21 protein-coding genes are annotated in these 23,095 nt (G+C 68.5%); 20 read left to right on the top strand and 1 reads right to left on the bottom strand.

The genetic code is table 11. The features are described 5' to 3' along the window. Nucleotides 1-5: 5 nt before the first annotated feature. The 9 genes from VBO01S_RS11930 to VBO01S_RS11890 all read left to right on the top strand — a co-directional run bounded on the left by VBO01S_RS11930 (nucleotide 6) and on the right by VBO01S_RS11890 (nucleotide 8,549). Nucleotides 6-404: a DoxX family protein gene (locus VBO01S_RS11930; RefSeq protein ID WP_062474291.1), complete on the top strand. Its 399-nt coding sequence runs from the start codon at nucleotides 6-8 to the stop codon at nucleotides 402-404. Next, nucleotides 397-1,980, top strand: coding sequence for an MFS transporter (locus VBO01S_RS11925; RefSeq protein ID WP_062474260.1), 1,584 nt, complete (start codon nucleotides 397-399; stop codon nucleotides 1,978-1,980). The genes VBO01S_RS11930 and VBO01S_RS11925 overlap by 8 nt, the downstream gene beginning before the upstream one ends. Nucleotides 1,981-2,040: 60 nt before the next feature. Beyond that, nucleotides 2,041-2,862 carry an alpha/beta fold hydrolase gene (locus tag VBO01S_RS11920; protein WP_062474258.1) on the top strand — a complete coding sequence of 274 codons (822 nt, stop codon included), beginning with the start codon at nucleotides 2,041-2,043 and terminating at the stop codon, nucleotides 2,860-2,862. A 76-nt stretch (nucleotides 2,863-2,938) separates the two neighbouring features. Continuing rightward, nucleotides 2,939-3,823: a diaminopimelate epimerase gene (gene dapF / locus VBO01S_RS11915; protein WP_062474255.1), complete on the top strand. Its 885-nt coding sequence runs from the start codon at nucleotides 2,939-2,941 to the stop codon at nucleotides 3,821-3,823. Beyond that, entirely contained in the window at nucleotides 3,820-4,515 is a 696-nt protein-coding gene (locus VBO01S_RS11910; RefSeq protein WP_062474254.1) for a DUF484 family protein, read from the top strand. The genes dapF and VBO01S_RS11910 overlap by 4 nt, the downstream gene beginning before the upstream one ends. After that, complete coding sequence (locus VBO01S_RS11905; RefSeq protein ID WP_255221107.1) at nucleotides 4,512-5,156, top strand: YdcF family protein; 645 nt, start codon at nucleotides 4,512-4,514, stop codon at nucleotides 5,154-5,156. The genes VBO01S_RS11910 and VBO01S_RS11905 overlap by 4 nt, the downstream gene beginning before the upstream one ends. A gap of 40 nt (nucleotides 5,157-5,196) precedes the next feature. Next, nucleotides 5,197-6,117, top strand: coding sequence for a tyrosine recombinase XerC (locus tag VBO01S_RS11900; RefSeq protein WP_062474251.1), 921 nt, complete (start codon nucleotides 5,197-5,199; stop codon nucleotides 6,115-6,117). Nucleotides 6,118-6,180: 63 nt separating this feature from the next. Continuing rightward, nucleotides 6,181-7,395 carry a class I SAM-dependent rRNA methyltransferase gene (locus VBO01S_RS11895; RefSeq protein WP_062474249.1) on the top strand — a complete coding sequence of 405 codons (1,215 nt, stop codon included), beginning with the start codon at nucleotides 6,181-6,183 and terminating at the stop codon, nucleotides 7,393-7,395. A 101-nt stretch (nucleotides 7,396-7,496) separates the two neighbouring features. Then, nucleotides 7,497-8,549 (top strand): CobW family GTP-binding protein, encoded by a 1,053-nt coding sequence (locus VBO01S_RS11890; RefSeq protein ID WP_062474247.1) that lies wholly within the window; start codon nucleotides 7,497-7,499, stop codon nucleotides 8,547-8,549. 82 nt (nucleotides 8,550-8,631) lie between these two features. On the opposite strand, the gene VBO01S_RS11885 is transcribed toward VBO01S_RS11890, so the two are convergent. Next, nucleotides 8,632-10,143, bottom strand: a complete 1,512-nt coding sequence (locus VBO01S_RS11885; protein WP_255221106.1) for a YdgA family protein — start codon at nucleotides 10,141-10,143, stop codon at nucleotides 8,632-8,634. A gap of 379 nt (nucleotides 10,144-10,522) precedes the next feature. Between VBO01S_RS11885 and dksA the strand changes: the two genes are divergently transcribed. The 11 genes from dksA to mraY all read left to right on the top strand — a co-directional run bounded on the left by dksA (nucleotide 10,523) and on the right by mraY (nucleotide 23,087). Then, nucleotides 10,523-11,476 carry an RNA polymerase-binding protein DksA gene (dksA, locus tag VBO01S_RS11880; RefSeq protein WP_255221108.1) on the top strand — a complete coding sequence of 318 codons (954 nt, stop codon included), beginning with the start codon at nucleotides 10,523-10,525 and terminating at the stop codon, nucleotides 11,474-11,476. A gap of 48 nt (nucleotides 11,477-11,524) precedes the next feature. Then, on the top strand, nucleotides 11,525-13,180 hold the full coding sequence (locus VBO01S_RS11875) for an STAS domain-containing protein (RefSeq protein WP_062474241.1): 1,656 nt from the start codon (nucleotides 11,525-11,527) through the stop codon (nucleotides 13,178-13,180). A 104-nt stretch (nucleotides 13,181-13,284) separates the two neighbouring features. Next, on the top strand, nucleotides 13,285-13,830 hold the full coding sequence (hslV, locus tag VBO01S_RS11870; RefSeq protein ID WP_056508874.1) for an ATP-dependent protease subunit HslV: 546 nt from the start codon (nucleotides 13,285-13,287) through the stop codon (nucleotides 13,828-13,830). 2 nt (nucleotides 13,831-13,832) lie between these two features. Beyond that, nucleotides 13,833-15,161: an ATP-dependent protease ATPase subunit HslU gene (gene hslU, locus VBO01S_RS11865; protein WP_062474239.1), complete on the top strand. Its 1,329-nt coding sequence runs from the start codon at nucleotides 13,833-13,835 to the stop codon at nucleotides 15,159-15,161. Between the two features lie 273 nt (nucleotides 15,162-15,434). After that, the gene (mraZ, locus tag VBO01S_RS11860; RefSeq protein ID WP_056576192.1) at nucleotides 15,435-15,863 is read left to right on the top strand and encodes a division/cell wall cluster transcriptional repressor MraZ; all 429 of its coding nucleotides are present in this window, start codon (nucleotides 15,435-15,437) and stop codon (nucleotides 15,861-15,863) included. Between the two features lie 8 nt (nucleotides 15,864-15,871). Further along, nucleotides 15,872-16,795 (top strand): 16S rRNA (cytosine(1402)-N(4))-methyltransferase RsmH, encoded by a 924-nt coding sequence (rsmH, locus tag VBO01S_RS11855; protein ID WP_062474238.1) that lies wholly within the window; start codon nucleotides 15,872-15,874, stop codon nucleotides 16,793-16,795. A 2-nt stretch (nucleotides 16,796-16,797) separates the two neighbouring features. Continuing rightward, nucleotides 16,798-17,139 (top strand): cell division protein FtsL, encoded by a 342-nt coding sequence (gene ftsL, locus VBO01S_RS11850; RefSeq protein ID WP_062474236.1) that lies wholly within the window; start codon nucleotides 16,798-16,800, stop codon nucleotides 17,137-17,139. Next, on the top strand, nucleotides 17,136-18,890 hold the full coding sequence (locus VBO01S_RS11845; protein WP_062474234.1) for a peptidoglycan D,D-transpeptidase FtsI family protein: 1,755 nt from the start codon (nucleotides 17,136-17,138) through the stop codon (nucleotides 18,888-18,890). The genes ftsL and VBO01S_RS11845 overlap by 4 nt, the downstream gene beginning before the upstream one ends. Nucleotide 18,891: 1 nt before the next feature. After that, nucleotides 18,892-20,448 (top strand): UDP-N-acetylmuramoyl-L-alanyl-D-glutamate--2,6-diaminopimelate ligase, encoded by a 1,557-nt coding sequence (locus VBO01S_RS11840; RefSeq protein WP_062474232.1) that lies wholly within the window; start codon nucleotides 18,892-18,894, stop codon nucleotides 20,446-20,448. Between the two features lie 5 nt (nucleotides 20,449-20,453). Next, nucleotides 20,454-21,893 (top strand): UDP-N-acetylmuramoyl-tripeptide--D-alanyl-D-alanine ligase, encoded by a 1,440-nt coding sequence (locus tag VBO01S_RS11835; RefSeq protein ID WP_062474286.1) that lies wholly within the window; start codon nucleotides 20,454-20,456, stop codon nucleotides 21,891-21,893. 15 nt (nucleotides 21,894-21,908) lie between these two features. Next, nucleotides 21,909-23,087, top strand: coding sequence for a phospho-N-acetylmuramoyl-pentapeptide-transferase (gene mraY / locus VBO01S_RS11830; RefSeq protein ID WP_062474230.1), 1,179 nt, complete (start codon nucleotides 21,909-21,911; stop codon nucleotides 23,085-23,087). Nucleotides 23,088-23,095: the final 8 nt, after the last annotated feature.

The raw sequence follows: 23,095 nt of genomic DNA, 5'->3' as shown, positions 1-23,095 counted from the left end.
AGGCCATGCACTGGACCCTTTCGCCCGCCGTGCGCTGGATCGCCTTGCTGCTGCTGTGCGCGGCCTACCTGCAGGGCGGCCTGAACAAGGTGCTGGACTTCAACGCCGCCATCGCCGAGATGAACCACTTCGGCCTGGCGCCGGCCGGCCCGCTGGCCGTGGCGGTGATCGTGCTGGAGCTGGGCGCGGCGGCGCTCATCCTCACCGGCTTCTGGCGCTGGCTCGGCGCGCTCGCGCTGGGCGGCTTCACGCTCATGGCGACCTTCGTCGCGCTGCGTTTCTGGGAGATGCCGCTGGGGCAGGAGCGCTTCATGGCGGCCAACGCCTTCTTCGAACACCTGGGCCTGGTCGGCGGCTTCCTGCTCGTCGCCTGGCTCGACCTCAAGGAGCGCCACGATGACTGAGCCCCAAGCCAAAGCCGCCGGCGCCTTCGCGCCGCTGCGCCAGCCGGTCTTCGCCGTGCTGTGGGCCGCCACGGTGCTGGGCAACATCGGCAGCTTCATGCGCGACGTGGCCAGTTCGTGGCTGGTGACCGACCTGTCCGCCAGCCCGACGGCCGTGGCGCTGATCCAGACGGCGGCGACGCTGCCGATCTTTTTGCTGGCGATTCCGGCGGGGGTGCTGTCGGACATCCTCGACCGCCGTCGCTTCCTGATCTTTGTGCAGGTGCTGCTGGCCGCGGTGAGCGGCACGCTGCTGGTGCTGTCGCACGCGGGCACGCTCACGGTCGAGTACCTGATTGCGCTGACCTTCGTGGGCGGCATCGGCGCGGCGCTCATGGGGCCGACCTGGCAGTCGATCGTGCCGGAGCTGGTGCCGCGCAGCGAGCTCAAGGGCGCGGTGGCGCTGAACTCGCTGGGCATCAACATCGCGCGCTCCATCGGGCCGGCGGCGGGCGGGCTGATCCTGGCGAGCTTCGGCGCGGCCGCCACCTACGGGCTGGACGTGCTGAGCTACGTGTTCGTGATCGCGGCGCTGTTGTGGTGGAAGCGCCCGGCGGCGGTGGACAGCGGGCTGTCCGAGAACTTCTTCGGCGCCTTCCGCGCGGGCCTGCGCTATACGCGGGCCAGCAAGGAGCTGCACGTGGTGCTGCTGCGCGCGGCGGTGTTCTTTTTGTTCGCCAGCTCGGTGTGGGCGCTGCTGCCGCTGGTGGCGCGCCAGATGCTCGGCGGCACGGCGAGCTTCTACGGCATCCTGCTCGGCGCGGTGGGCGCGGGCGCCATCGGCGGCGCGCTGGTGATGCCGCGGCTGCGTGCCCGGCTCGATGCCGACGGCATGCTGCTGCTGGCCTCGCTGCTCACGGCCGCGGTGATGGGCGCCCTGGTGTTCGCGCCGCCGCAATGGCTGGCGGTGCCGATGCTGGGCGTGCTCGGCTTGGGCTGGATCATTGCGCTGACCACGCTCAACGGCGTGGCGCAGTCGATCCTGCCGAACTGGGTGCGCGGGCGCGGGCTGGCCGTGTACCTCACGGTGTTCAACGGCGCCATGGCCGCGGGCAGCCTGGGCTGGGGCCTGGTCGCGCAGCAGATCGGCGTGCCGGCCACGCTGGTGGCGGGCGCCGTGGGGCTGGTGGTGATGGGGCTGGTGTTCCACCGCGTGCGGCTGCCCGCCGGCGAGGCCGACCTGCAGGCCTCGAACCACTGGCCCGAGCCGCTGCTGGCCGAGCCGGTGGCGCACGACCGCGGGCCCGTGATGATCCAGGTCGAGTACCGCATCCGCAAGGAAGACCGGCCGGCGTTCCTCGATGCGATGAAGCGCCTGTCGCTCGAGCGCCGCCGCGACGGCGCCTACGCCTGGGGCGTGCACGAGCACACGGCCGACGCCGAGCGCGTGATGGAGTGGTTCCTCGTGGAATCGTGGGCCGAGCACCTGCGCCAGCACCACCGCGTGTCGCACGCCGATGCCGACCTGCAGGCCGAGGCGCTGCGCTTTCACATCGGCCCGGGTAAGCCCGAGGTGCATCACTTCCTGGCGCTCTGAGCGGCGCGGATTCTTCTTTCCCTTTCCCTTTCACCCTTTCGTCCATCTCAAGGAAAAACCATGACCACACTGACCCTTCGCGACGGCACCGAGCTCTATTACAAGGACTGGGGCAGCGGCCAGCCCATCGTCTTCAGCCACGGTTGGCCGCTGAGCGCCGACATGTGGGACGCCCAGATGCTGTTCTTCGCCGAGCGCGGCTACCGCGTCATCGCGTTCGACCGCCGCGGCTTCGGCCGCTCCAGCCAGCCCTGGACCGGCTACGACTACGACACCTTCGCCGACGACATCGCCGAGCTGATCGAAACGCTCGACCTGAAAAACGTGATCCTGGCGGGCTTCTCGATGGGCGGCGGCGACGTCACGCGCTACATCGCCCGCAAGGGCAGCGCGCGCGTGGCCAAGCTGGCGCTCATCAGCGCGGTGACGCCGCTCTTCATGAAGACGCCCGACCATCCCGTGGGCCCCGAGGCGTCGCTGTTCGCGGGCATCCGCGCCGGGCTGGCCGCCGACCGGGCGCAGTTCATCGACGACTTCAGCACGCTGTTCTACGGCACCAACCGCCCGGGCGCGAAGGTGTCGCAGGGCGTGTTCAAGCAGACGCTGCAGATCGCGCTGCAGGCCTCGATCAAGGCCACCATCGACTGCGTGACGGCGTTCTCCGAGACCGACTTCCGCCCCGACATGGCGAAGATCGACGTGCCCACGCTCGTGATCCACGGCGACGACGACCAGGTCGTGCCCTTCGAGGCCACCGGCAAGCTGGCGGCCGAAATGATCAAGGGCAGCCAGCTCAAGCTGTACGCCGGCGCGCCGCACGCCACCTGCACCACGCACGCGGCGCAGGTCAACGCCGACCTGCTGGCGTTCATCCAGGGCTGAGGCCGGGTGTGTCGAAAGGGCCGAGCCCTGCGGCCCTTTCGGCGCGAAGGGCGGCGCCGGTGGCGATAATCCGGCGATGCGAATCCGCTTTACCAAGATGCAGGGAGCCGGCAACGATTTCGTCGTGCTCGACGAAACGCGCGGCACGCTGGGCCTCACGGCCGCGCAGTACCGCTTCCTGGCCGACCGCCATTTCGGCGTCGGCGCCGACCAGATCCTCACGGTGCGCCCGTCGCCCGCTGCAGGCATCGACTTCCAGTACGTGATCCACAACGCCGACGGCGGCGAGGTGGAGCAGTGCGGCAACGGGGCGCGCTGCTTCATGCGCTTCGTGAGCGAGCACGGCCTGACCGAGAAGAAAGACGTGCGCGTGCAGACGCTGGCCGGCGTGATCGAACCCCGCATGGGCGACGACGGCCGCGTGACGGTCGACATGGGCGCCCCGGTCTTCGAGCCGGCGCGCGTGCCCTTCGATACGGCCGGGCTCGATCCGCAGCACGAAGGCGCGTGGCAGACCTGGCACCTGGCGCTGGGCACCCGGGCCGGCAGCGCTATCGTTTCGGTAGCGGTGCTGTCCATGGGCAACCCGCACGCGGTGCAGGTGGTCGACAACGTCGACACCGCGCCCGTGGCCGAGCAGGGCCCGCAGATCGAGCACCACCCGCGTTTTCCGCAGCGCGTGAACGCCGGCTTCATGCAGGTGGTCGACCGCACGAACATCAAGCTGCGGGTGTTCGAGCGCGGCGCCGGCGAAACGCTGGCCTGCGGCACGGGCGCCTGCGCGGCGGTGGTGGCGGGCATCCGCCTGGGGCTGCTGGATTCCCGTGTCGACGTGCAGACGCACGGCGGCATTCTCACGATCGAGTGGCAGGGCGACGGCCGGCCGGTGCTCATGACAGGACCGGCCACGACGGTGTTCGAGGGCGAGATCGACGTGCCCGACATTTCGGAACAGCCATGACCCAATTCACCCACGACAACAACGCCATGAACCCGATCACCGAAGACGACATCGCGAACTACCTGTCGAACACCCCCGACTTCTTCGAGCGCCACGCCCAGCTGCTGGCGCAGGTGCAGCTCACCAGCCCGCACGGCAACCGCGCCGTGAGCCTGCAGGAGCGCCAGGCCGAGATGCTGCGCGAGAAGATCAAGGCGCTGGAGCACCGCCTGATGGACATGGTGCGCCACGGCACCGAAAACGTCGTCATCGCCGACCGCCTGCAGCGCTGGACCAAGGGCCTCCTGACCACGCGCGACCCGCGCAGCCTGCCGTACCGCATCGCGGTCGACCTGCAGTCGCTGTTCCTGGTGCCGCAAACGGCCATCAAGGTGTGGGACTGCGGCACCGAGTACCTCAACGAAGCCTATGCCCAGTGGGTGAGCGACGACGTGAAGGCGCTGGCCACCTCGCTCACCTCGCCTTATTGCGGGCTCAACGCGGGCTTCGAGGCGGCCAACTGGCTGCCCGAGCCGCAGGGTGCCGCGTCGATCGCGCTGATTCCGCTGCGCCCCGACGCCGAGTCGCCGGCCTTCGGCCTGCTGGTGCTGGCCTCGCCGGACGCGCAGCGCTTCAACGCCGAAATGGGCACGGACTTTCTCGAGCGCATCGCCGAGCTGTCGTCGGGCGCGCTGTCGCGGCTGCGCCCTTGAGCCGTTCCGCGCGAAGCGGGTGGCGCCGCCGGCCTTGGCTGACCGGCCTGTGCGTGGTCCTGCTGGCCGGCGTGCTGACGTATGCCGCCATCGCGGGCGTGATCTGGCAGCGTGCCGAGGCCGCACTGGCCGGCCCGATGCCGCGCGCGGCCGACGTGGCGCTGGTGTTGGGCAACCGCGCCTACCTCGACGGCAAGCCGAACCCCTGCCTCACGGGCCGGGTCGACCAGGGCATCGTGCTGGCGCGCGCCGGTCGGGTGCAGACGCTGGTGTTCTCGGGCGGCGTCGACGTGGAAGACGGCCGCATCGAAGCCGAGGTGATGCGCGACCACGCCACGGCCGAGGGCTACACGGGGCCGATGGTGCTGGAGTCGGTGTCGTCGTCCACGCGCGCCAACCTGTCGCTGTCGCGCACGCTGCTGGAAGCCAACGGCGTGCGCAGCGTGATCATCGTGTCGGAGCCCTACCACCTGTGGCGCATCGAGCGCCTGGTGCGTGCCAGCGGCTTCGACCAGGCCTTCGACGTGCAGTACGCCGCCGCGCCCACCTCGTGCTGGCGCCGCTGGGGCATGCTGTTCAAGGGCGCATTGCGTGAGCCGGCCGCCATCGTGAACAATGCGTCGCTCGGTTATCTGTTCTAGCTAGCGCGGCCCCGCGCGGCGCACGGAGCACGACGACACCATGGAATGGATCGACAAATACCTCGAACACGTGCGCGTGGAGCGTCGGCTCGCGCCGCGCACGGTCGAGCTGTATGCCTTCCACCTGCGCGCGCTGACCGACCACGCCGCCGAGGCCAACCTGCCGCTGGACCGCGTGCAGACGGCCCACATCCGCCGCTGGATGGCGCAGCTGCACAGCGCCGGGCGCGAGCCGCGCGGCATTGCGCTGGTGCTGTCGTGCTGGCGCAGTTTTTACCGCTGGCTCGGCCATGAAGGGCTGATCGGCTTCAACCCGGTGCAGGACGTGCATGCGCCCAAGGCGGGCCGGCCGCTGCCGAAGGCGCTGGGCGTGGACGACGCGGTGCGCCTGGCCGAGCTGTACGACCCCGAGGCCGACCCCCGGACCGAAGCGCGCGACGGCGCCATCGTTGAAATGCTCTACGGCTGCGGCCTGCGCGTGAGCGAGCTCACCGGGCTCGACGCCCAGGCCAGCGCCACGGCGCTCGGCTGGGTCGATCTCGATGCCATGGAAGCCCACGTGCTCGGCAAGGGCAGCAAGCGGCGCAGCGTGCCCGTGGGCAGCAAGGCGGCCGAGGCGCTGCGCGACTGGCTCGCGGTGCGCGGCGAGCGCCAGGAGTCGGCGCTGTTCGTCAGTGCGCGCGGTGCGCGCATGTCGTCGCAGGCGGTGTGGAAGCTGCTGCGCGAGCGCAGCCTGAAGGCGGGCCTGGCCGCGCCGGTGCATCCGCACATGCTGCGCCACTCGTTCGCGAGCCACGTGCTGCAGTCGAGCAGCGACCTGCGTGCGGTGCAGGAGCTGCTGGGCCATGCCAACATCGCGACCACGCAGGTCTACACGCGGCTGGATTTCCAGCACCTGGCCAAGGTCTACGACGCGGCGCATCCGCGCGCCAAGGCCCGGCCGGACAAGGACGGCAAGTAGCCACCACACCCGTCGCCTGCATCGTTTTCTTTCGTCTTTCATTTCTTCTTTCATTCATCTCCCATGAAAACCCTCCGCCTCAAGCCGGGCAAGGAGCGCTCGCTCCAACGCCGCCATCCCTGGGTCTTCGAATCCGCCATTGCGCGCGGCGGCGCGGACTCGGGGGAAACAGTGCGCGTGGAGTCGCACGACGGCCACTTTCTCGCGTGGGCGGCCTTCGGCCCCACCTCCAAGATCCGGGCGCGGGCCTGGAGCTTTGACGAGAAGCAGCGCATCGACGCTGCTTTTTTTTCCACGGTCTGCGCGCGCGCGGTGCATGCGCGCAGCCTTTTCGACCTGCAGAGCGACGGCGTGCGGCTGGTGCACGGCGAGGCCGACGGCCTGCCGGGGCTGATCGTCGACCGCTACGGCGACACGCTGGTGGCGCAGTTCCTGTCGGCCGGCGTGGAGCGCTGGAAAGACGTGCTGGCCGATGCGCTGCTCAAGGCCACGGGGCTCACCAAACTGTATGAGCGCTCCGACGCCAGCGGCCGCGAGCGCGAGGGCCTGAAGCCGGTCACGGGCTGGCTGCGCGGCGAGGGCCCCACCCAGATCACCATCCGCGAGCACGGCTGGCAGCTGTCGCTGGACATCGCCACCGGCCACAAGACCGGCTTCTATCTTGACCAGCGCGACAGCCGCCAGCGCTTTGCCGAGCTGGCGCAGCACCGGCGCTTTCGGCGCGTGCTCAACTGCTTCTGCTACACGGGCGGCTTCACCGTGGCCGCGCTCGCGGGCCTGAAGGCGGCCGGGGCGCTCGAGGGCGCCTCGCTGGTGTCGGTCGATTCGTCGCAGCCCGCGCTCGAGCGGGCGCGCGCGCACCTGGCGCTCAACGGCTTCGAAGGGCAGGGCATCGCCACGGAGTTTCTCGACGCCAACGTGAACACGGTGCTGCGCGAGTTCATCGACCAGGGCCGTACCTTCGACGCCATCGTGCTCGACCCGCCGAAGTTCGCGCCCACGGTGGCGCACGCCGAGCGCGCGGCGCGTGCCTATAAAGACATCAACCGCCTGGCGCTCAAGCTGTTGGAGCCGGGCGGCGTGCTGCTCACCTTTTCCTGCTCGGGCGGCATCAGCGCCGACCTGTTCCACAAGATCGTGGCCTCGGCGGGGCTGGACGCCGGCGTGGACGGTTACATCGCCGAGCGCCTGGGCGCCGCGCCCGACCACCCGATGACCATCGAGTTCCCGGAAGGGGAGTACCTGAAGGGGCTGGTGGTGGTGAGAAAGCCCCTGTGAACGAGGGCTTGACCCCGTCGGCAACGCAACTCAGTGGCATTGGCTAAACTGCCCGCCAATCCCCCGCCTTTTTCTGTTTTCCGTTTCCGGAGCACTTTTCCATGGCCCTCATTCCCGCGACCATCCTGACCGGCTTTCTCGGCTCGGGCAAAACCACGCTGCTCAAGCGCATCCTGACCGAGGCCCATGGCCAGAAGATCGCGGTCATCGAGAACGAGTTCGGCGAGGAGAACATCGACAGCGACATCCTCGTGACCGAGTCGAAGGAGCAGATCGTGCAGATGAGCAACGGCTGCGTCTGCTGCACCATCCGCGAAGACCTGCGCGAAGCGCTGCAGCTGCTGGCCGCCAAGAAGCGCCAGGGCCTGCTCGACTTCGACCGCGTGGTGATCGAGACCACCGGCCTGGCCGATCCCGGCCCGGTGGCGCAGACCTTCTTCATGGACGACGAGATCGCCGAGAGCTACCTGCTCGACTCGATCCTCACGCTGGTCGACGCCAAGCACGCGCCGCAGCAGCTCAACGACCGCCAGGAAGCGCGCCGCCAGGTGGGCTTTGCCGACCAGATCTTCATCAGCAAGAGCGAGCTGGTGTCGGCCGAAGAGACCGATGCGCTCATTCACCGCCTGAAGCACATGAACCCGCGCGCGCCGCAGCAGAAGGCGCACTTCGGCGACGTGCCGCTGAAGGACATCTTCGACCTGCGCGGCTTCAACCTGAACGCCAAGCTGGACATCGACCCCGACTTCCTGAAGGAAGACGACCACGACCATCACGACCATGACCACGCGCATGGCGAGGCGTGCGACCACCCCTCGCACAAGCACGAGGGCCACGGCCACCATCACCACACGGACGACGACGTGAAGAGCTTCGTCTACAAGGCCGACCGCGCCTTCGACCCGGCCAAGCTCGAAGACTTCCTGGGCGCCATCGTGAACATCTACGGCCCGCGCATGCTGCGCTACAAGGGCGTGCTGAACATGAAGGGCACCGAGCGCAAGGTGATCTTCCAGGGCGTGCACCAGCTCATGGGCAGCGACCTGGGCCCGGAGTGGGGCAAGGACGAGGCGCGCCAGAGCCGCATGGTGTTCATCGGCATCGAGCTGCCGCGCGAGATCCTGGAGCAGGGGCTGGAGCAGTGCCTGGTCTGAGCACGCCCGCCTGAGGCGAACAAACAAATAAAAACGGCGCTGGCCTTGCGGTCAGCGCCGTTTTTCATGGGGCGGGCCGTGCCTACTTGCCGAAGTTCCCCATCGGCTTGCCCAGGAGCTTGAGCTGGCCTTCGCTGAACTCGACCTGGCTGACCAGGTCGTCGCCGGTGCGCTTCACGTAGCCGTTGGCTTCGCCCTGTTCGATCAGGCCCGCGAGCATCTCAGGCGGCGGCGTGCGGCCGCTCTCGGCGCCGGTTTCGGCCAGCTTCTCGATCCACTTCACGGGCACGCGCGCGTTGGCCTTGAGCACGCCGCGCTTGAGCACCAGCGCGTTGCCGGGCAGTTGCAGGTCTTCGTCGGTCACGCCGGCGAGGGCCACTGAGTAGCTGAGCTCGGCGCTGTGGCCGCCGATTTCGACCAGCATGCGGTCCAGGCCGGCTTCGGGGCTGTGCTTGGCCATGGCCTTGAGGTCGGGCGCGAGCTGCTCGATGAGCGCCTGCATCGCGTCCTTCTGGGCCTTGCTGCGCTGGCCGCAGCCGGCACCGGCGGTCGACTGCAGCCAGGCGTCGGCCAGCTTCTTGTAGCCGGCCGCCTGGATGCGGCGCGCGCTGCTGGCGATCTCGAACTTGTCGATGGCGGTCTCGTTGACCTTGCCCTTGCCCTTGAAGGCGCCTTCGGAGGCGTACAGGCCGTCCTTGATGGTGGCTTCGCCGGTCAGGTCGATGCTTTGCAGCAGCACCTTGATCGCCTTGGCGGGGGCGGCCTCGGTGCCTGCGCCCAGGCCCAGGCCCTTGGGCGCGTTCAGCTCGAAGCTGTCGAGGCGGCCTTCGGACTTGCCGGTGGCGAGCATCCAGCCGGCGCTGCCGTCCATGTCGGCCTTGGCGGTGAACTTGCCCATCTTCAGCTGCACGCCCTTGGAGGCGGTGCTGACGTCCAGGCCGGGCATCGTCATGTCATAGCGCACGTGGGTGCGGGCCGCGTTCATGTCCAGGCGGGCTTGTGCACCTTGCCAGGCGAAATCGCCCTTGCCTTCTTCGGCCAGCTTGGCGGGCGCGACAGTGAAGTCGCTGGTGAAGCCGCCGCCGAAGCCGACCTTGGTGCGCGCGGTCAGCGGCTTGGCCTTGCCGAACAGCTTCTCGGCCTCGGCCTGCGCCTTGGCGTCGAGCACCAGTTCGCTGTCGATGACGGCCGCGGCCAGCGCGGCGCCGGCGATCGGGCCGTGGCGGATGGTGTCGCGGATGGTGATGCGCACGGGCTTGGGCGGGGTGGCCGCGGCGTCGCTGTCGTCTTCAGCGGGTTCTTCTTCATCGCCTTCGGTCGCGGCTTCGGCGACGTCGGTCGTGGCGGCGGCAGGGGCGGTGGCGGCTTCGGCTTCGGCCGGGCAACCCAGTTCGAGCGTCACGGTGCTCACGGCGCCGAGGAAGTTGCGTTCGTAGCTGCGCTCGATCACGCGCACCAGCGCGGTCTGCTTGGGCAGTTCGCCCAGGGCGACGTCGTAGCTCGATTTGATTTGCGTGCCGGCCCACCAGGTGCTGCCGCCGTAGGCGACGGCGATGGCCGCGGCCAGGACTCCCAATACTGCTTTTTTGCTCAAGATTATTTTCCGATCGGTTGTTTGAAGGGCCGCCGCGGTGTCTCCCCGACCCGCGGCGTGCCTGCGCCACCCCCTGCGGTGGCGCCGGGCGATGCTAACGGAGCAGGGCAGTGCGTCACCCGATGGCCTTGCGTTTCGAGTTCTCTATACAATCGCGCGCCTGTTCCGGGAGCCATGCTTCGTCCACAGGGGCGAGATATGACTTACGGCACGGGGCGCCAAGGGTTTTTGGCGGGCTTTCGGGGGTATAACCCCGGGGTTCACCACTTGAGGACGCCCCCGACAACGTGAGCCGACGCGGCCTGACACCCGCAACGGTTCCCTTGGGAGGAGACACCCAGTGAAAGCGCGTTCCAGTTCGTACAAGGAGCCAGTCACCGTGAAGAAACCCGCCGCCAAGGCCACGCCAGCCACCAAGCCCGCCGCAAAGAAGGCGACGGCTGTGAAGGCTGTACCCGCGACGAAGAAGGTTTCTGCCACCGCTGCTGCTGCCTCTGCCGCGAAAGAGAAAAGCGCTGCCAAGAAGCCTGCGGCAACCCCGGCCAAGACCGGGACCGCGGCTGCCAAGAAGTCCGCCAAGCCCGTAACCAAGTCCGCGGGCGCGGCGCCTACGTCATCCCAACCGGTCGGCCGTCCTGCGGCCGCCCTTTCTGCTCCCCCGACCCCCATGAAAAAAACGGCTGCCGCCTCTTCTTCCGCCCCGGCGACACCCTCGATCCCCGCTACGCCCGCTCCCGCTGCGCGTGGTGGCCGCGTGTCCCGGCTGTCGCAACTGACCGTGCCCTCGATGCCGCAATCCGTGGCCTCGACCGCCGCCAAATCCAGCTTCTCGCAGGCGCCTTCCACCGCGCTGGTGCCGCCGCCGCCCCTGGCCGTCAAGAAAGACCCGAAGCTGGCCAACAACTGGAAGACCAAGACGCCCGCCGAGCTGAGCGACGCCGAGGTCATCGCGATGCCCGACGACGAGTACATGAACGACAAGCAGATGGCGTTCTTCCGCCTGAAGCTCGAAGAACTCAAGCGCGGCATCCTCGAGAACGCCGGTGAGACCACCGAGCACCTGCGCGAAGACACCGTGGTCGTGCCCGACCCGGCCGACCGCGCCACCATCGAGGAAGAGCACGCGCTCGAACTGCGCACGCGCGACCGCGAACGCAAGCTGCTCAAGAAGATCGAGCAGTCGATCCAGCGCATCGACGCCGGCGACTACGGCTACTGCGACGAGACCGGCGAGCCCATCGGCGTCGGCCGCCTGCTGGCCCGCCCGACCGCCACGCTCTCGCTCGAAGCGCAGCAGCGCCGCGAGCTGAAGCAGAAAATGTTCGGGGATTGAACGGCTGCACGGTAGAACGGAACCCGCGCTTTCGATAACCTTCTCTGAATGCCAAAGGAAGAGTCAGGCCGCCTTTTCTCGAAGGTGGCCAAGTTCGTTCGAAATCCCCTGAAAGACTGGTCGGAGCTGGACACGCCGTCCTCCGACTCGTCGCTGCCCGAGCAGACCTACAGCCGCGAGATGCTGAAGGAAATGATCGAGCGGCGCCAGCGCAACGACTTCGTGCGCCGCCGCGAGTTCGACATGCTGCGCAAGTTGCGCCAGCGCGAGGCGGCGGCCCATGCCTTCGAGGCGACGGTCACGCCGTCGTCGTTCAATCTCAACAGCACTTCCGAAAAATCCGAAGGCCGCGCACTCACGCTCAAGAAGATCGACGAGATCGAAGAGCAGATGTCGCAGCAGTGGTGGAAGGGCCGCGGGCCGAACGGCGAGACGCTGGTCAATCCGCCGCCCGACGCGGGCGCTGAAACGCTGCCGCCGGTTGACAGCGGCGGCGACCAATTGCCGGCCGAGCCAGGCACCCCGGCCGCTTCCGCGCCCGTGGCCGCTGCGCCCGAGGTCGCCGCAGCCGCCGTCCCCGCGCCCCAGCCGTCCCGGCTCGCGCATGACGGCGCGCTAGAAGAAGCGGTGATCCGCTTCGCGCACGGCGACGACACCGGCGCCGAAGCCATCCTGCTGCAGGCACTGGCCGCCGAAAGTGCGTTCTCTGCCGACGACGCGACCGCAGCCGTCACGCTGGAGCGCGACGACGCTCGCTGGCGCGCGCTGTTCGACCTGTACCGCGCCACCGGCGACGCCGCCAAGTTCGCGGCCGCCCGCATGCGCTACGCGCAGCGCATGAAGCGCATGGGGCCCGACTGGGTTTCGCTCGACGAACTCGCGCGCAGCGTGAAGGCCGTCACCGCCAGCGAAGACGCCGAGGCGGCCTCCGACACCACCGGCGCCGCCGACTGGGCCAGTCCCGCGCACCTGACGCGCGAGGGGCTCATGGAGCTCACGCGCGCTCTCTCGCAGGCCGGCATGGTCTGGACGCTCGACTGGCGCGCGCTCACCGAGATCGATCCGCCGGCCGCCGCGCCGCTGCGCATCCTGTTTGCGCACTGGTCCGATTCGCCGGTGCAGCTGCGCTTCTTCGGCGCCTCGCAGCTCATGGCCGTGCTGGCCGCGGCCACGCCCAACAACGAGCGCCATCCCGACGACGCCTGGTGGCAGCTGCGCCTGGCGGCGCTGCGCATGATGCATCTGCCCGACGACTTCGAGCTGGTGGCGCTCAACTACTGCATCACCTACGAGGTGTCGCCGCCGTCCTGGCAGGACCCGAAGGGCGAGTGCACCTCGCTGGCCGCGCCGCCAGCGAGCCGGCCGAGCTCGGTGTGGTCGCTGTTGTCGGTCGGGGGAGATTCCGAGAGCTTCCCGTCCACCGACAGCGGCTTTGCCGCGCTGGCGGGCGACCTGCGCGGCGATTCGCTGTCGTGCTGGCAGCGCCTGGACCACGACCTGCGCCATACGACGGCGCCGGTGATCTCGTGCGCGGCCCTGCTGCGCATGGACCTGACGGCGGCCGGCACGCTGCTGAGCTGGGTCCGCGAGCGCGATGCGAACGGCGAGCGGGTGCAGTTCGTCGACGCCCACCGGCTGATTGCCGCGCTGTTCGGGCTGATCGGCATCACCGACCACGCCACGGTCGCGGTCCGCAAGAACTGACCCCGTAACAGGGGTTCCACGGCCCCTGCGGGGCCGTGTTTTCCGCCAGCAGTTTGTCCGACCGCAAGGGTTGCATTGGCGGGGCCCATCCCCAGATGGCTGCGATGGAACAGTTTCACGGCACCACCATCGTGAGCGTGCGCCGCAAGACCCCCCAAGGCGATCAGGTCGCCATCGGCGGGGACGGGCAGGTCACTCTCGGCAACATCGTCATCAAGGGCACGGCGCGCAAGGTGCGGCGGCTCTATCACGGCAAGGTCCTGGCGGGTTTCGCCGGTGCCACGGCCGATGCCTTCACGCTCTTCGAGCGCTTCGAGGCCAAGCTCGAGAAGCACCAGGGCCACCTGACCCGCGCGGCGGTCGAGCTCACCAAGGACTGGCGCACCGACCGCGTGCTGCGCAAGCTCGAAGCCATGCTGGCCGTGGCCGACGCCACGACTTCGCTCATCATCACCGGCAATGGCGACGTGTTGGAGCCTGAAGACGGCGTGATCGCCATCGGTTCGGGCGGCGCCTACGCCCAGTCGGCGGCCAAGGCGCTGATCGACAACACCGAGCTCTCGGCCGAGCAGATCGTGCGCAAATCGCTGGCGATCGCCGGAGAAATCTGCATTTACACGAACATGAACCACACGGTGGAAGCGCTCTGACCATGTCCATGACCCCCCAGGAAATCGTCTCCGAGCTGGACAACCACATCGTCGGCCAGCCCGCCGCCAAGCGCGCCGTGGCCATCGCGCTGCGCAACCGCTGGCGCCGCCAGAAGGTCGACGAAAAGCTGCGCCACGAGATCACGCCCAAGAACATCCTCATGATCGGCCCGACGGGTGTCGGCAAGACCGAGATCGCCCGCCGCCTGGCCCGCCTGGCCGACGCGCCGTTCATCAAGGTCGAGGCCACCAAGTTCACCGAGGTGGGCTACGTGGGCAAGGACGTCGACTCGATCATTCGCGACCTGGCCGAGATCGCCGTCAAGCAGACGCGCGAATCCGAAAGCGTGAAGGTGCGCGCCCGCGCCGAAGACGCGGCCGAGGAGCGCATCCTCGATGCGCTGCTGCCTCCGGCGCGTGGTGTCGACGGCGCGGCGCCCGCACTCGACAGCCCCAACCCGACGCGCCAGGCCTTCCGCAAGAAGCTGCGCGAGCACCAGCTCGACGACAAGGAAATCGAGCTCGACCTCGCCGAAACGCGCGCGCCGCTGGAGATCATGGGCCCCGCCGGCATGGAGGAAATGACCGAGCAACTGCGCGGCATGTTCGGCCAGCTCGGTGGCGGCAAGCGCAAGACGCGCAAGCTCAAGATCGCCGAGGCGATGCGCCTCTTGATCGACGAAGAGGCCGCCAAGCTGGTCAACGAGGACGAGATCCGCGCGCAGGCCATCGCCAACGCCGAGCAGAACGGCATCGTGTTCATCGACGAGATCGACAAGGTCGCCACGCGCAGCGAAGCGCAGGGCTCCGACGTCTCGCGCCAGGGCGTGCAGCGCGACCTGCTGCCACTCGTGGAGGGCACGGCCGTGTCGACCAAGTACGGCGTGGTGCGCACGGACCACATGCTGTTCATCGCGAGCGGCGCGTTCCACCTGAGCAAGCCGAGCGACCTCATTCCCGAGCTGCAGGGGCGCTTTCCGATCCGCGTCGAGCTGCAGTCGCTCTCGGTGTCGGACTTCGAGAGCATCCTCACGCAGACGCGCGCGTCGCTCGTGAAGCAGTACCAGGCGCTGCTGGCCACCGAAGGCGTGACGCTCGACTTCGCGCCCGACGGCATCACGCGGCTGGCGGCCATCGCCTTCGAGGTGAACGAGCGCACCGAGAATATCGGCGCGCGCCGTTTGTCGACCGTGATGGAGCGCCTGCTCGATGAGGTAAGCTTCGATGCCACCCGCATCGAGGGCCAGACGGTCTGCATCGATGCCGCTTATGTCGACGAGCGCCTCGCGGCACTAAGTCACGACGAAGACCTTTCGCGCTTCATCCTCTGAAGCCGCCTCCCTCGGCCCCTGTAACGGGGTCGTCCTTCACGCATCACTTTCACTGCGTGAGCTAAGTACTTCATTTTCAACACAATTCGCCGATTTCCAGGTTTGGAAATCGGCGCTAAGTCGTTGATTCCATTACAAAAAATACCCCCGGGCCCCAGTTGCGTCGCAAGTGTTTCCTGCTACAGTGGAAAAAAGTGCAGTTAAGTGGGAAAAAGTGCGGGCAACGCCCCTTCCGGGTGTCGCGGCACCTCCCACCACAGGGGTTTCGTGGTCGTGTTTCAAGGCGCTTCATCGCTCAGTCTGGATGCCAAGGGGCGGCTCTCCGTGCCGACCCGGCATCGCGACGTCCTGAGCGCCACGGCAGGCGGCCAGCTCACGATCACCAAGCATCCGCACGGATGCCTGATGGTGTTCCCCCGTCCCGAATGGGAAAAATTCCGCGAACGCATTGCTGCGCTGCCGATGTCGGCGCAGTGGTGGAAGCGCGTCTTCCTCGGTAACGCGATGGACGTCGAGATGGACGGCACCGGCCGCGTGCTGGTGTCGCCCGAGCTGCGCGCCGCCACCGGCATCAACCGCGAGACGCTGTTGCTGGGCATGGGCAACCACTTCGAACTCTGGGACAAGGCGACCTACGAGGCCAAGGAGGCCGAGGCCACCCAGGGCGAGATGCCGGATGTGTTTCAGGACTTCGCGTTCTGAGGAGCCCCGTGAACACCCCCCTGACCCACACGACCGTCTTGTTGAACGAGGCGGTGGAAGCCCTTCTTTCCGGCAGCGCGGCAGCCACGGGCACGTACGTGGACGCCACCTTCGGCCGCGGAGGACATGCGCGCGCCATCCTCGCGCGGCTGGCGCCGGAAGGCAGGCTCATCGCATTCGACAAGGATGCAGAAGCGGTGGCCGAAGCAGCGCGCATCTCGGATGCGCGTTTTTCTATCCGCCACCAGGGATTCCGCTCACTGGGCGAATTGCCCGACGCCAGCGTCAACGGCTTGCTGATGGACCTGGGCGTGAGTTCGCCGCAGATCGACAACCCGGTGCGCGGCTTCAGTTTCCGTTTCGACGGTCCGCTCGACATGCGCATGGACACCACGCGCGGCGAGAGCGTGGCCGAATGGCTGGCAACGGCCGAACTTCAACAAATTGCAGAGGTGATCCGTGACTATGGCGAAGAACGGTTTGCTGTTCAGATTGCAAAGGCGATTGTTGCTCGCAGACAAGAACGGGGCGCAATTTCAACCACCACCGAACTGGCCGAGCTCGTGGCTGGCACGGTCAAAACCCGCGAGCAGGGCCAGAACCCTGCAACGCGCACATTTCAGGCTTTTCGGATTTTCATCAACGCCGAGCTTGAGGAGCTGCAACAAGCGCTAGAAGCCAGCCTGTCGGTGCTCGCGCCCGGCGGCCGGCTCGCGGTGATCAGCTTCCATTCGCTCGAAGACCGCATCGTCAAGCAGTTCATCGCCAAGCACTCGAAGGAGGTCTACGACCGCCGCGCGCCCTTCGCTGCGCCCAAGGTGATGAAGCTGCACGCGCTCGAGCGCATCAAGCCGTCCGAAGAAGAAGTGCGCGGCAACCCGCGCTCGCGCAGCGCCATCCTCCGGGTGGCCGAACGCACGGAGGCCGGGTAGCCATGGCGCGCATCAACCTGCTTCTTTTGCTGGCCGTCATTGCGACGGCTTTGTACCTTGTGCACACCCAGTACCAGTCGCGCCAGCTCTACACGGAGTTCGACCGCGCGCTGCAGGAGACGCGCAAGCTCGAAACCGAGCATGACCGCCTGCAGGTCGAGAAGCGCGCCCAGGCCACGCCGCTGCGCGTGGAGAAGCTGGCCAAGGAACAGCTGCAGATGCGCACGGCCTCGCCGGCCATCACGCAGTACGTGCGCCCCGACGGCTCGGTGATCCCGGCCGTGGCGCCGCTGCCGCCCACCACGCCGCCCAAGCCCGGCACCACCGCGAGGCCCGCCCGATGAGCCGCGGCAACCGCAGCGTGCGCTACACCACCAGCCCCTTGCTCGCGAGCAAGACGCCGGTGTGGCGCAGCAAGTTCATCGTCGCCGGCATCGCCTTCGGCTTCGTCATGCTGGCGGGACGGGCCGCGTACGTGCAGGTCTTCAACAACAGCTTCTTCCAGCGCCAGGGCGAAGTGCGCTTCGCCCGCACGCTGGAGCTGCCGGCCAACCGCGGGCGCATCCTCGACCGCAACGGGCTCATCCTGGCCTCCAGCGTGGTGGCGCCCAGCATCTGGGCCATTCCCGAAGACGTGGAGCGCGACGACCCCGAGGTGCGCGCCAAGCTCAAGCAGGTGGCCAAGCTGCTCGGCATGCCGCAGAAGGACTTCGACAAGAAGCTCGAAGACGAAGACAAGACCTTCGTCTGGATCAAGCGCCAGGTCGACGAGCCCATCGCCAAGCAGATCGCCGCGCTCAACCTCAAGGGCATCTACCAGCGCAAGGAATACAAGCGCCAGTACCCCGAGGGCGAGGCCGCGGCGCACGTGGTGGGTTTCACCAACGTGGAAGACAACGGCCAGGAAGGCATCGAGCTGGCGTTCAACAAGGAACTGGCCGGCAAGGCCGGTTCGCGCCGCGTCATCAAGGACCGGCTGGGCCGCGTGGTCGAGGGCGTGGGCGAGCAGGTGCCGCCGGTCGAGGGCCGCGACATCCAGCTCAGCGTCGACAGCAAGGTGCAGTTCTTCGCCTACCAGAAGCTGCGCGACGCCGTCACCGCGCGCCGCGCCAAGGCCGGCAGCGTGGTGGTGCTCGACAGCACCACCGGCGAGGTGCTGGCGCTGGCCAACTACCCGAGCTACGTGCCCGACAAGCGCCAGAACCTCACCGGCGAGCAGCTGCGCAACCGCGCGCTCACCGACACCTTCGAGCCCGGCTCGACCATGAAGCCCATCACCGTGGCGATGGCGCTGGAGGCCGGCCGCGTCAAGCCCTCGACCATCATCGACACCGCGCCCGGGCGTTACCAGCTGGGCGGCTTCACCATCAGCGACACCCACAACTACGGGGCGCTGACGGTGGAGGGCGTGATCCAGAAGTCGAGCAACGTGGGCGCGCTCAAGATCGCCCAGAAGATGACGCCCCACGAAATGTGGGACACCTACACCGCGCTGGGCTACGGCCAGAAGCCGCAGATCCAGTTCCCCGGCGCCGTGACGGGCCGGCTGCGTCCGTGGAAGACCTGGAAGCCGGTCGAGCAGGCCACCATGGCCTACGGCTACGGCCTGTCGGCGTCGCTGTTCCAGATGGCGCATTCGTACACCTCGTTCGCGCACGACGGCTCCATCATCCCGGTCACCATCCTGAAGAACACCGAGCCGCCGGTCGGCGTGCGGGTGTTCTCGCCGTCCAACGCGCTCGCGGTGCGCAAGATGCTGCAGATGGCCGCCGGCCCGGGCGGCACCGGCACGCGCGCGCAAACGGTGGGCTACTCGGTCGGCGGCAAGTCGGGCACGGCCCACAAGCAGGTCGGCAAGGGCTACGCCAGCAACAAGTACCGCGCCTGGTTCACCGGCATGGCGCCCATCGAGAAGCCGCGCATCATCGTCGCGGTGATGATCGACGAGCCGACCGACGGCCAGTATTTCGGCGGCCTCGCCGCGGCGCCGGTGTTCAGCGAAGTCGTGCAGCAGACCCTGCGCATGATGAACGTCCCGCCCGATCTGGCGGTCAAACCCCTCGTGCAGACGCAAGACGTCCCCGAGAGCTTCTGACATGCTGACACTCACTTCCCCCACCACCGCCGCGTTCTGGCTCAAGGAGCGCGTGCAGGGCGCACTGCAGGCCGACAGCCGCGCGGTCGTCCCGGGCGATGCCTTCATTGCCTGGCCCGGCGCCGCCACCGACGGCCGCCAGCACGTGGCGGCCGCACTGGCGCAGGGCGCCGTGGCCTGCCTGGTCGAGCACGAGGGCGTGGACGCCTTCGGTTTCGACGGCGACGAGCGCATCGTGAGCTACCCCGGCCTGAAGGCCGCCACCGGCCCGATCGCCGCCGCCTTCTACGACAACCCCTCGGCCCAGCTCGACCTGCTGGCCGTGACCGGCACCAACGGCAAGACCTCCACCGCGTGGTGGCTGGCCGAATCGCTGTCCACGCTGCGCGCGGCCGGCGGCGTGCGCGCCATGCGCCCCGACGGCACCACCGAGCGCGGCGCCCCGTCGCCCTGCGCCGTGGTGGGGACGCTGGGCATCGGCGTGCCGCCCGAACTCACCTACACCGGTCTGACCACGCCCGACCCGGTGATGCTGCAGCGCGCGCTGCGCGGCTTCGTCACCGAGGGCTTCGGCGCCTGCGCCATCGAGGCCTCGTCGATCGGCATTGCCGAGCGCCGGCTCGATGGCTGCCGCATCGCGGTCGCCGTGTTCACCAATTTCACGCAGGACCACCTCGACTACCACGGCAGCATGGACGCCTACTGGCAGGCCAAGGCCGAGCTGTTCCGCTGGCCCGGCCTGCGCGCCGCGGTGATCAACATCGACGACATGCACGGCGCCAGCCTGTGCGCCAACCTGCTGGACGCCGGCATCGGCGCGCTCGACGTCTGGACCGTCTCGGCCGGCGGCAAGCCCGCGCGGCTGGTGGCGCGCGACATCGGCTACGACGCCCAGGGCCTGCAGTTCACCGTGGCCGAGCACGGCAGCACGGCGCCGGCCGAGCGGCTCGCGACCGGGCTCATCGGCCAGTACAACGTGGCCAACCTGCTCGGCGTGCTCGGCACCCTGCGCGCGCTGGGCCTCACGCTCGCCCAGGCCGTGGCCGCCTGCGCCCACCTCAGCAGCGTGCCGGGCCGCATGGACCGCGTGCAGCCGACCGAGGGTGCGCCGCTGGCCGTGGTCGACTACGCCCACACGCCCGACGCGCTCGACAAGGCCCTCGCGGGCCTGCGCCCGCTGGCCAAGCAACGCGGCGGCGCGCTCTGGTGCGTGTTCGGCTGCGGCGGCAACCGCGACCCGATCAAGCGCCCGCTGATGGCGGCCGTCGCCGAGCGGCAGGCCGACCATGTGGTGCTCACCAGCGACAACCCGCGCAACGAGAACCCCGACGCGATCATCAGCCAGGCGCTGCGCGGCTTCACGCGCGTCGAGGCGGCCCGCGTGCAGGTCGACCGTGCGCGCGCCATCGCCGAAACCATCGCCCAGGCCGCGCCGCAAGACGTGGTGCTGATCGCCGGCAAGGGCCACGAGGAGTGGCAGGAGATCGCCGGCCAGCGCCTGCCGTTCTCCGACAAGACCCACGCGCTCGACGCGCTCGCAAAGCGGGGTGCCGCATGACCGCCATGGCCACGCCTATCTCTACACCGCTCAACCTCACGCTGGCGCAGGCGCAGCAATGGGTGCCGGGGTCGCGCCTCGTGGGCGACCCGGCCACCGTGATCGCCCGCGTCCACACCGACACCCGCACCCTGGCCGCTGGCGACCTGTTCGTTGCGCTCAAGGGTGAGCGCTTCGACGCCAACGACTTCCTGGCCGATGCGAAGAAGCAGGGCGCCGTCGCCGCCATTGCGCACGGCGGCCTTGAAGCCGCAGGCCTCGCAGGCCTCGAGGTGCCCGATTCGCTCATCGCGCTCGGTGCGCTGGGCGCCGGCTGGCGCGCGCAGTTCAACCTGCCGCTGATCGCCGTCACCGGCAGCAACGGCAAGACCACGGTCACGCAGATGATCGCGGCCGTGCTCGCCGCCTTCCGCGCCGACCGCGCGCTGGCCACGGCCGGCAACTTCAACAACGAGATCGGCGTGCCGCTCACGCTGATGCGCCTGCGCGCGCAGCACCAGCTGGCGGTGCTCGAGCTGGGCATGAACCATCCGGGCGAGATCGCGCGGCTGGCCGCCATGTCGCGCCCGACCATCGCGCTGGTCAACAACGCGCAGCGCGAGCACCAGGAGTTCATGGCCAGCGTCGAGGCGGTCGCCATCGAGAACGCCGCCGTGTTCGCCGAACTGCCCGACGACGGCACGGCCGTGTTCCCGTACGGCGACACCTTCACCTCGCTGTGGACCGACCTGGCGCGCCAGAGCGGTTCGCGCCGCTGCCTGACTTTCGGCGAGCACGCCGACGCCGACATCTCGCTCGACAGCGCCGAATGGCAGCAGGGCGCCTGGAGCGTTCGCGTGCGCACGCCGCTGGGCGCCTTCGAGGCGCGCCTGCACATCGCGGGCCGTCACAACGTGGGCAACGCGCTCGCCGCCACCGCCTGCGCGCTGGCGGCCGGCGTGTCGCTCGACACCATCGCCGCGGGCCTGTCGGCCTTCGAGCCGGTCAAGGGCCGTTCGCGCGCCAGCGAGGTCGTGCTGCCCGGCGGGCACGCGCTCACGCTGGTCGACGACAGCTACAACGCCAACCCCGATTCCGTGATTGCCGCCATCGACGTGCTCACCGGCCTGCCCGCGCCGCGTCTGCTGGTGCTCGGCGAGATGGGCGAGGTCGGCGACCGCTCGCCGGAGTTCCACGCCGAGGTCGGCGCCTGGGCGCGCCAGCGCGGGCTCGACGCCGTCTACACGCTGGGCGGCGAGACCGTGCATGCGGCGACGGCTTTCAACAACAACGATGGTGTCGATGGACGCCATTTCGACGATTTCGACACGCTCCGCGCGGCGGTGCTCGCCCGCCTGCCGCAGCTGGGCAGCGTGCTGGTCAAGGGGTCGCGCTTCATGAAGATGGAGCGCGTGGTGCAGGCGATCGAAGCACAACAACAAAAGGAGGCCGGTCATGACGCATGAGCCGCGCAACACACCATGCTGATGTCCCTGGCCCAATGGCTGCAGACGCTGTCGCCCGAGTTCGGGTTCTTGCGCGTTTTCAACTACCTCACGTTCCGCGCGCTCATGGCCGCGCTGACCGCGCTCGTGGTCGGCCTCGTGGCCGGCCCGTACGTCATTCGTCGCCTCGCCGCGCTCAAGATCGGCCAGCCGATCCGCGGCTACGGCATGGAAACGCACCTGACCAAGAGCGGCACGCCCACCATGGGCGGCGTGCTGGTGCTGTTCGCCATCGCCTTCGCCACCTTGCTGTGGTTCGACCTCTCGAACCGCTTCGTGTGGATCGTGCTGTGGGTCACGATGGGCTTCGGCGCCATCGGTTGGGTGGACGACTGGCGCAAGGTGGTGCGCAAGGACCCCGAAGGCATGCGCTCGCGCGAGAAGTATTTCTGGCAATCGCTGGTCGGCCTGCTCGCGGGCTTCTACCTGCTGTTCAGCATTTCCGAGAGCTCCAACTGGCGCGTGCTCGAGCTGTTCTACGCCTGGGTGCGCTCGGGCTTCGACCTCGACTTTCCGCCCAAGATCAACCTGTTGGTGCCGTTCTTCAAGGAAGTCAGCTACCCGCTGGGCGGCATCGGCTTCGTGATCCTCACGTACCTCGTGATCGTGGGCGCGAGCAACGCAGTGAACCTCACCGACGGCCTGGACGGCCTGGCGATCATGCCGGTGGTGATGGTGGGCTCGGCGCTGGGCGTGTTCGCCTACGTCACCGGCAGCGCGGTGTACTCCAAGTACCTGCTGTTCCCCAACATCCCGGGCTCGGGCGAGCTGCTGGTGTTCTGCTCGGCCATGGCCGGCGCGGGGCTCGCGTTCCTCTGGTTCAACACCCATCCGGCGCAGGTCTTCATGGGCGACGTGGGCGCGCTGGCACTGGGCGGCGCGCTGGGCACCATCGCGGTCATCGTGCGCCAGGAGATCGTGTTCTTCATCATGGGTGGCATCTTCGTGGTCGAGGCGATCTCGGTGATGGCCCAGGTCACGTACTTCAAGTACACGAAGAAGCGCTTCGGCGAAGGCCGGCGCGTGCTCAAGATGGCGCCGCTGCACCACCACTTCGAGAAGAGCGGCTGGCGCGAGACGCAGGTCGTGGTGCGCTTCTGGATCATCACGATGCTGCTGTGCCTCATCGGCCTGTCGACGCTGAAGCTGCGGTAACAACACAA

Source organism: Variovorax boronicumulans NBRC 103145 (assembly GCF_001591345.1).
Classification (GTDB): Bacteria; Pseudomonadota; Gammaproteobacteria; order Burkholderiales; family Burkholderiaceae_C; genus Variovorax; species Variovorax boronicumulans.
The sequence above is the reverse complement of the archived record's forward strand: the minus strand, read 5'-3'. Positions and strand labels throughout refer to the sequence as shown.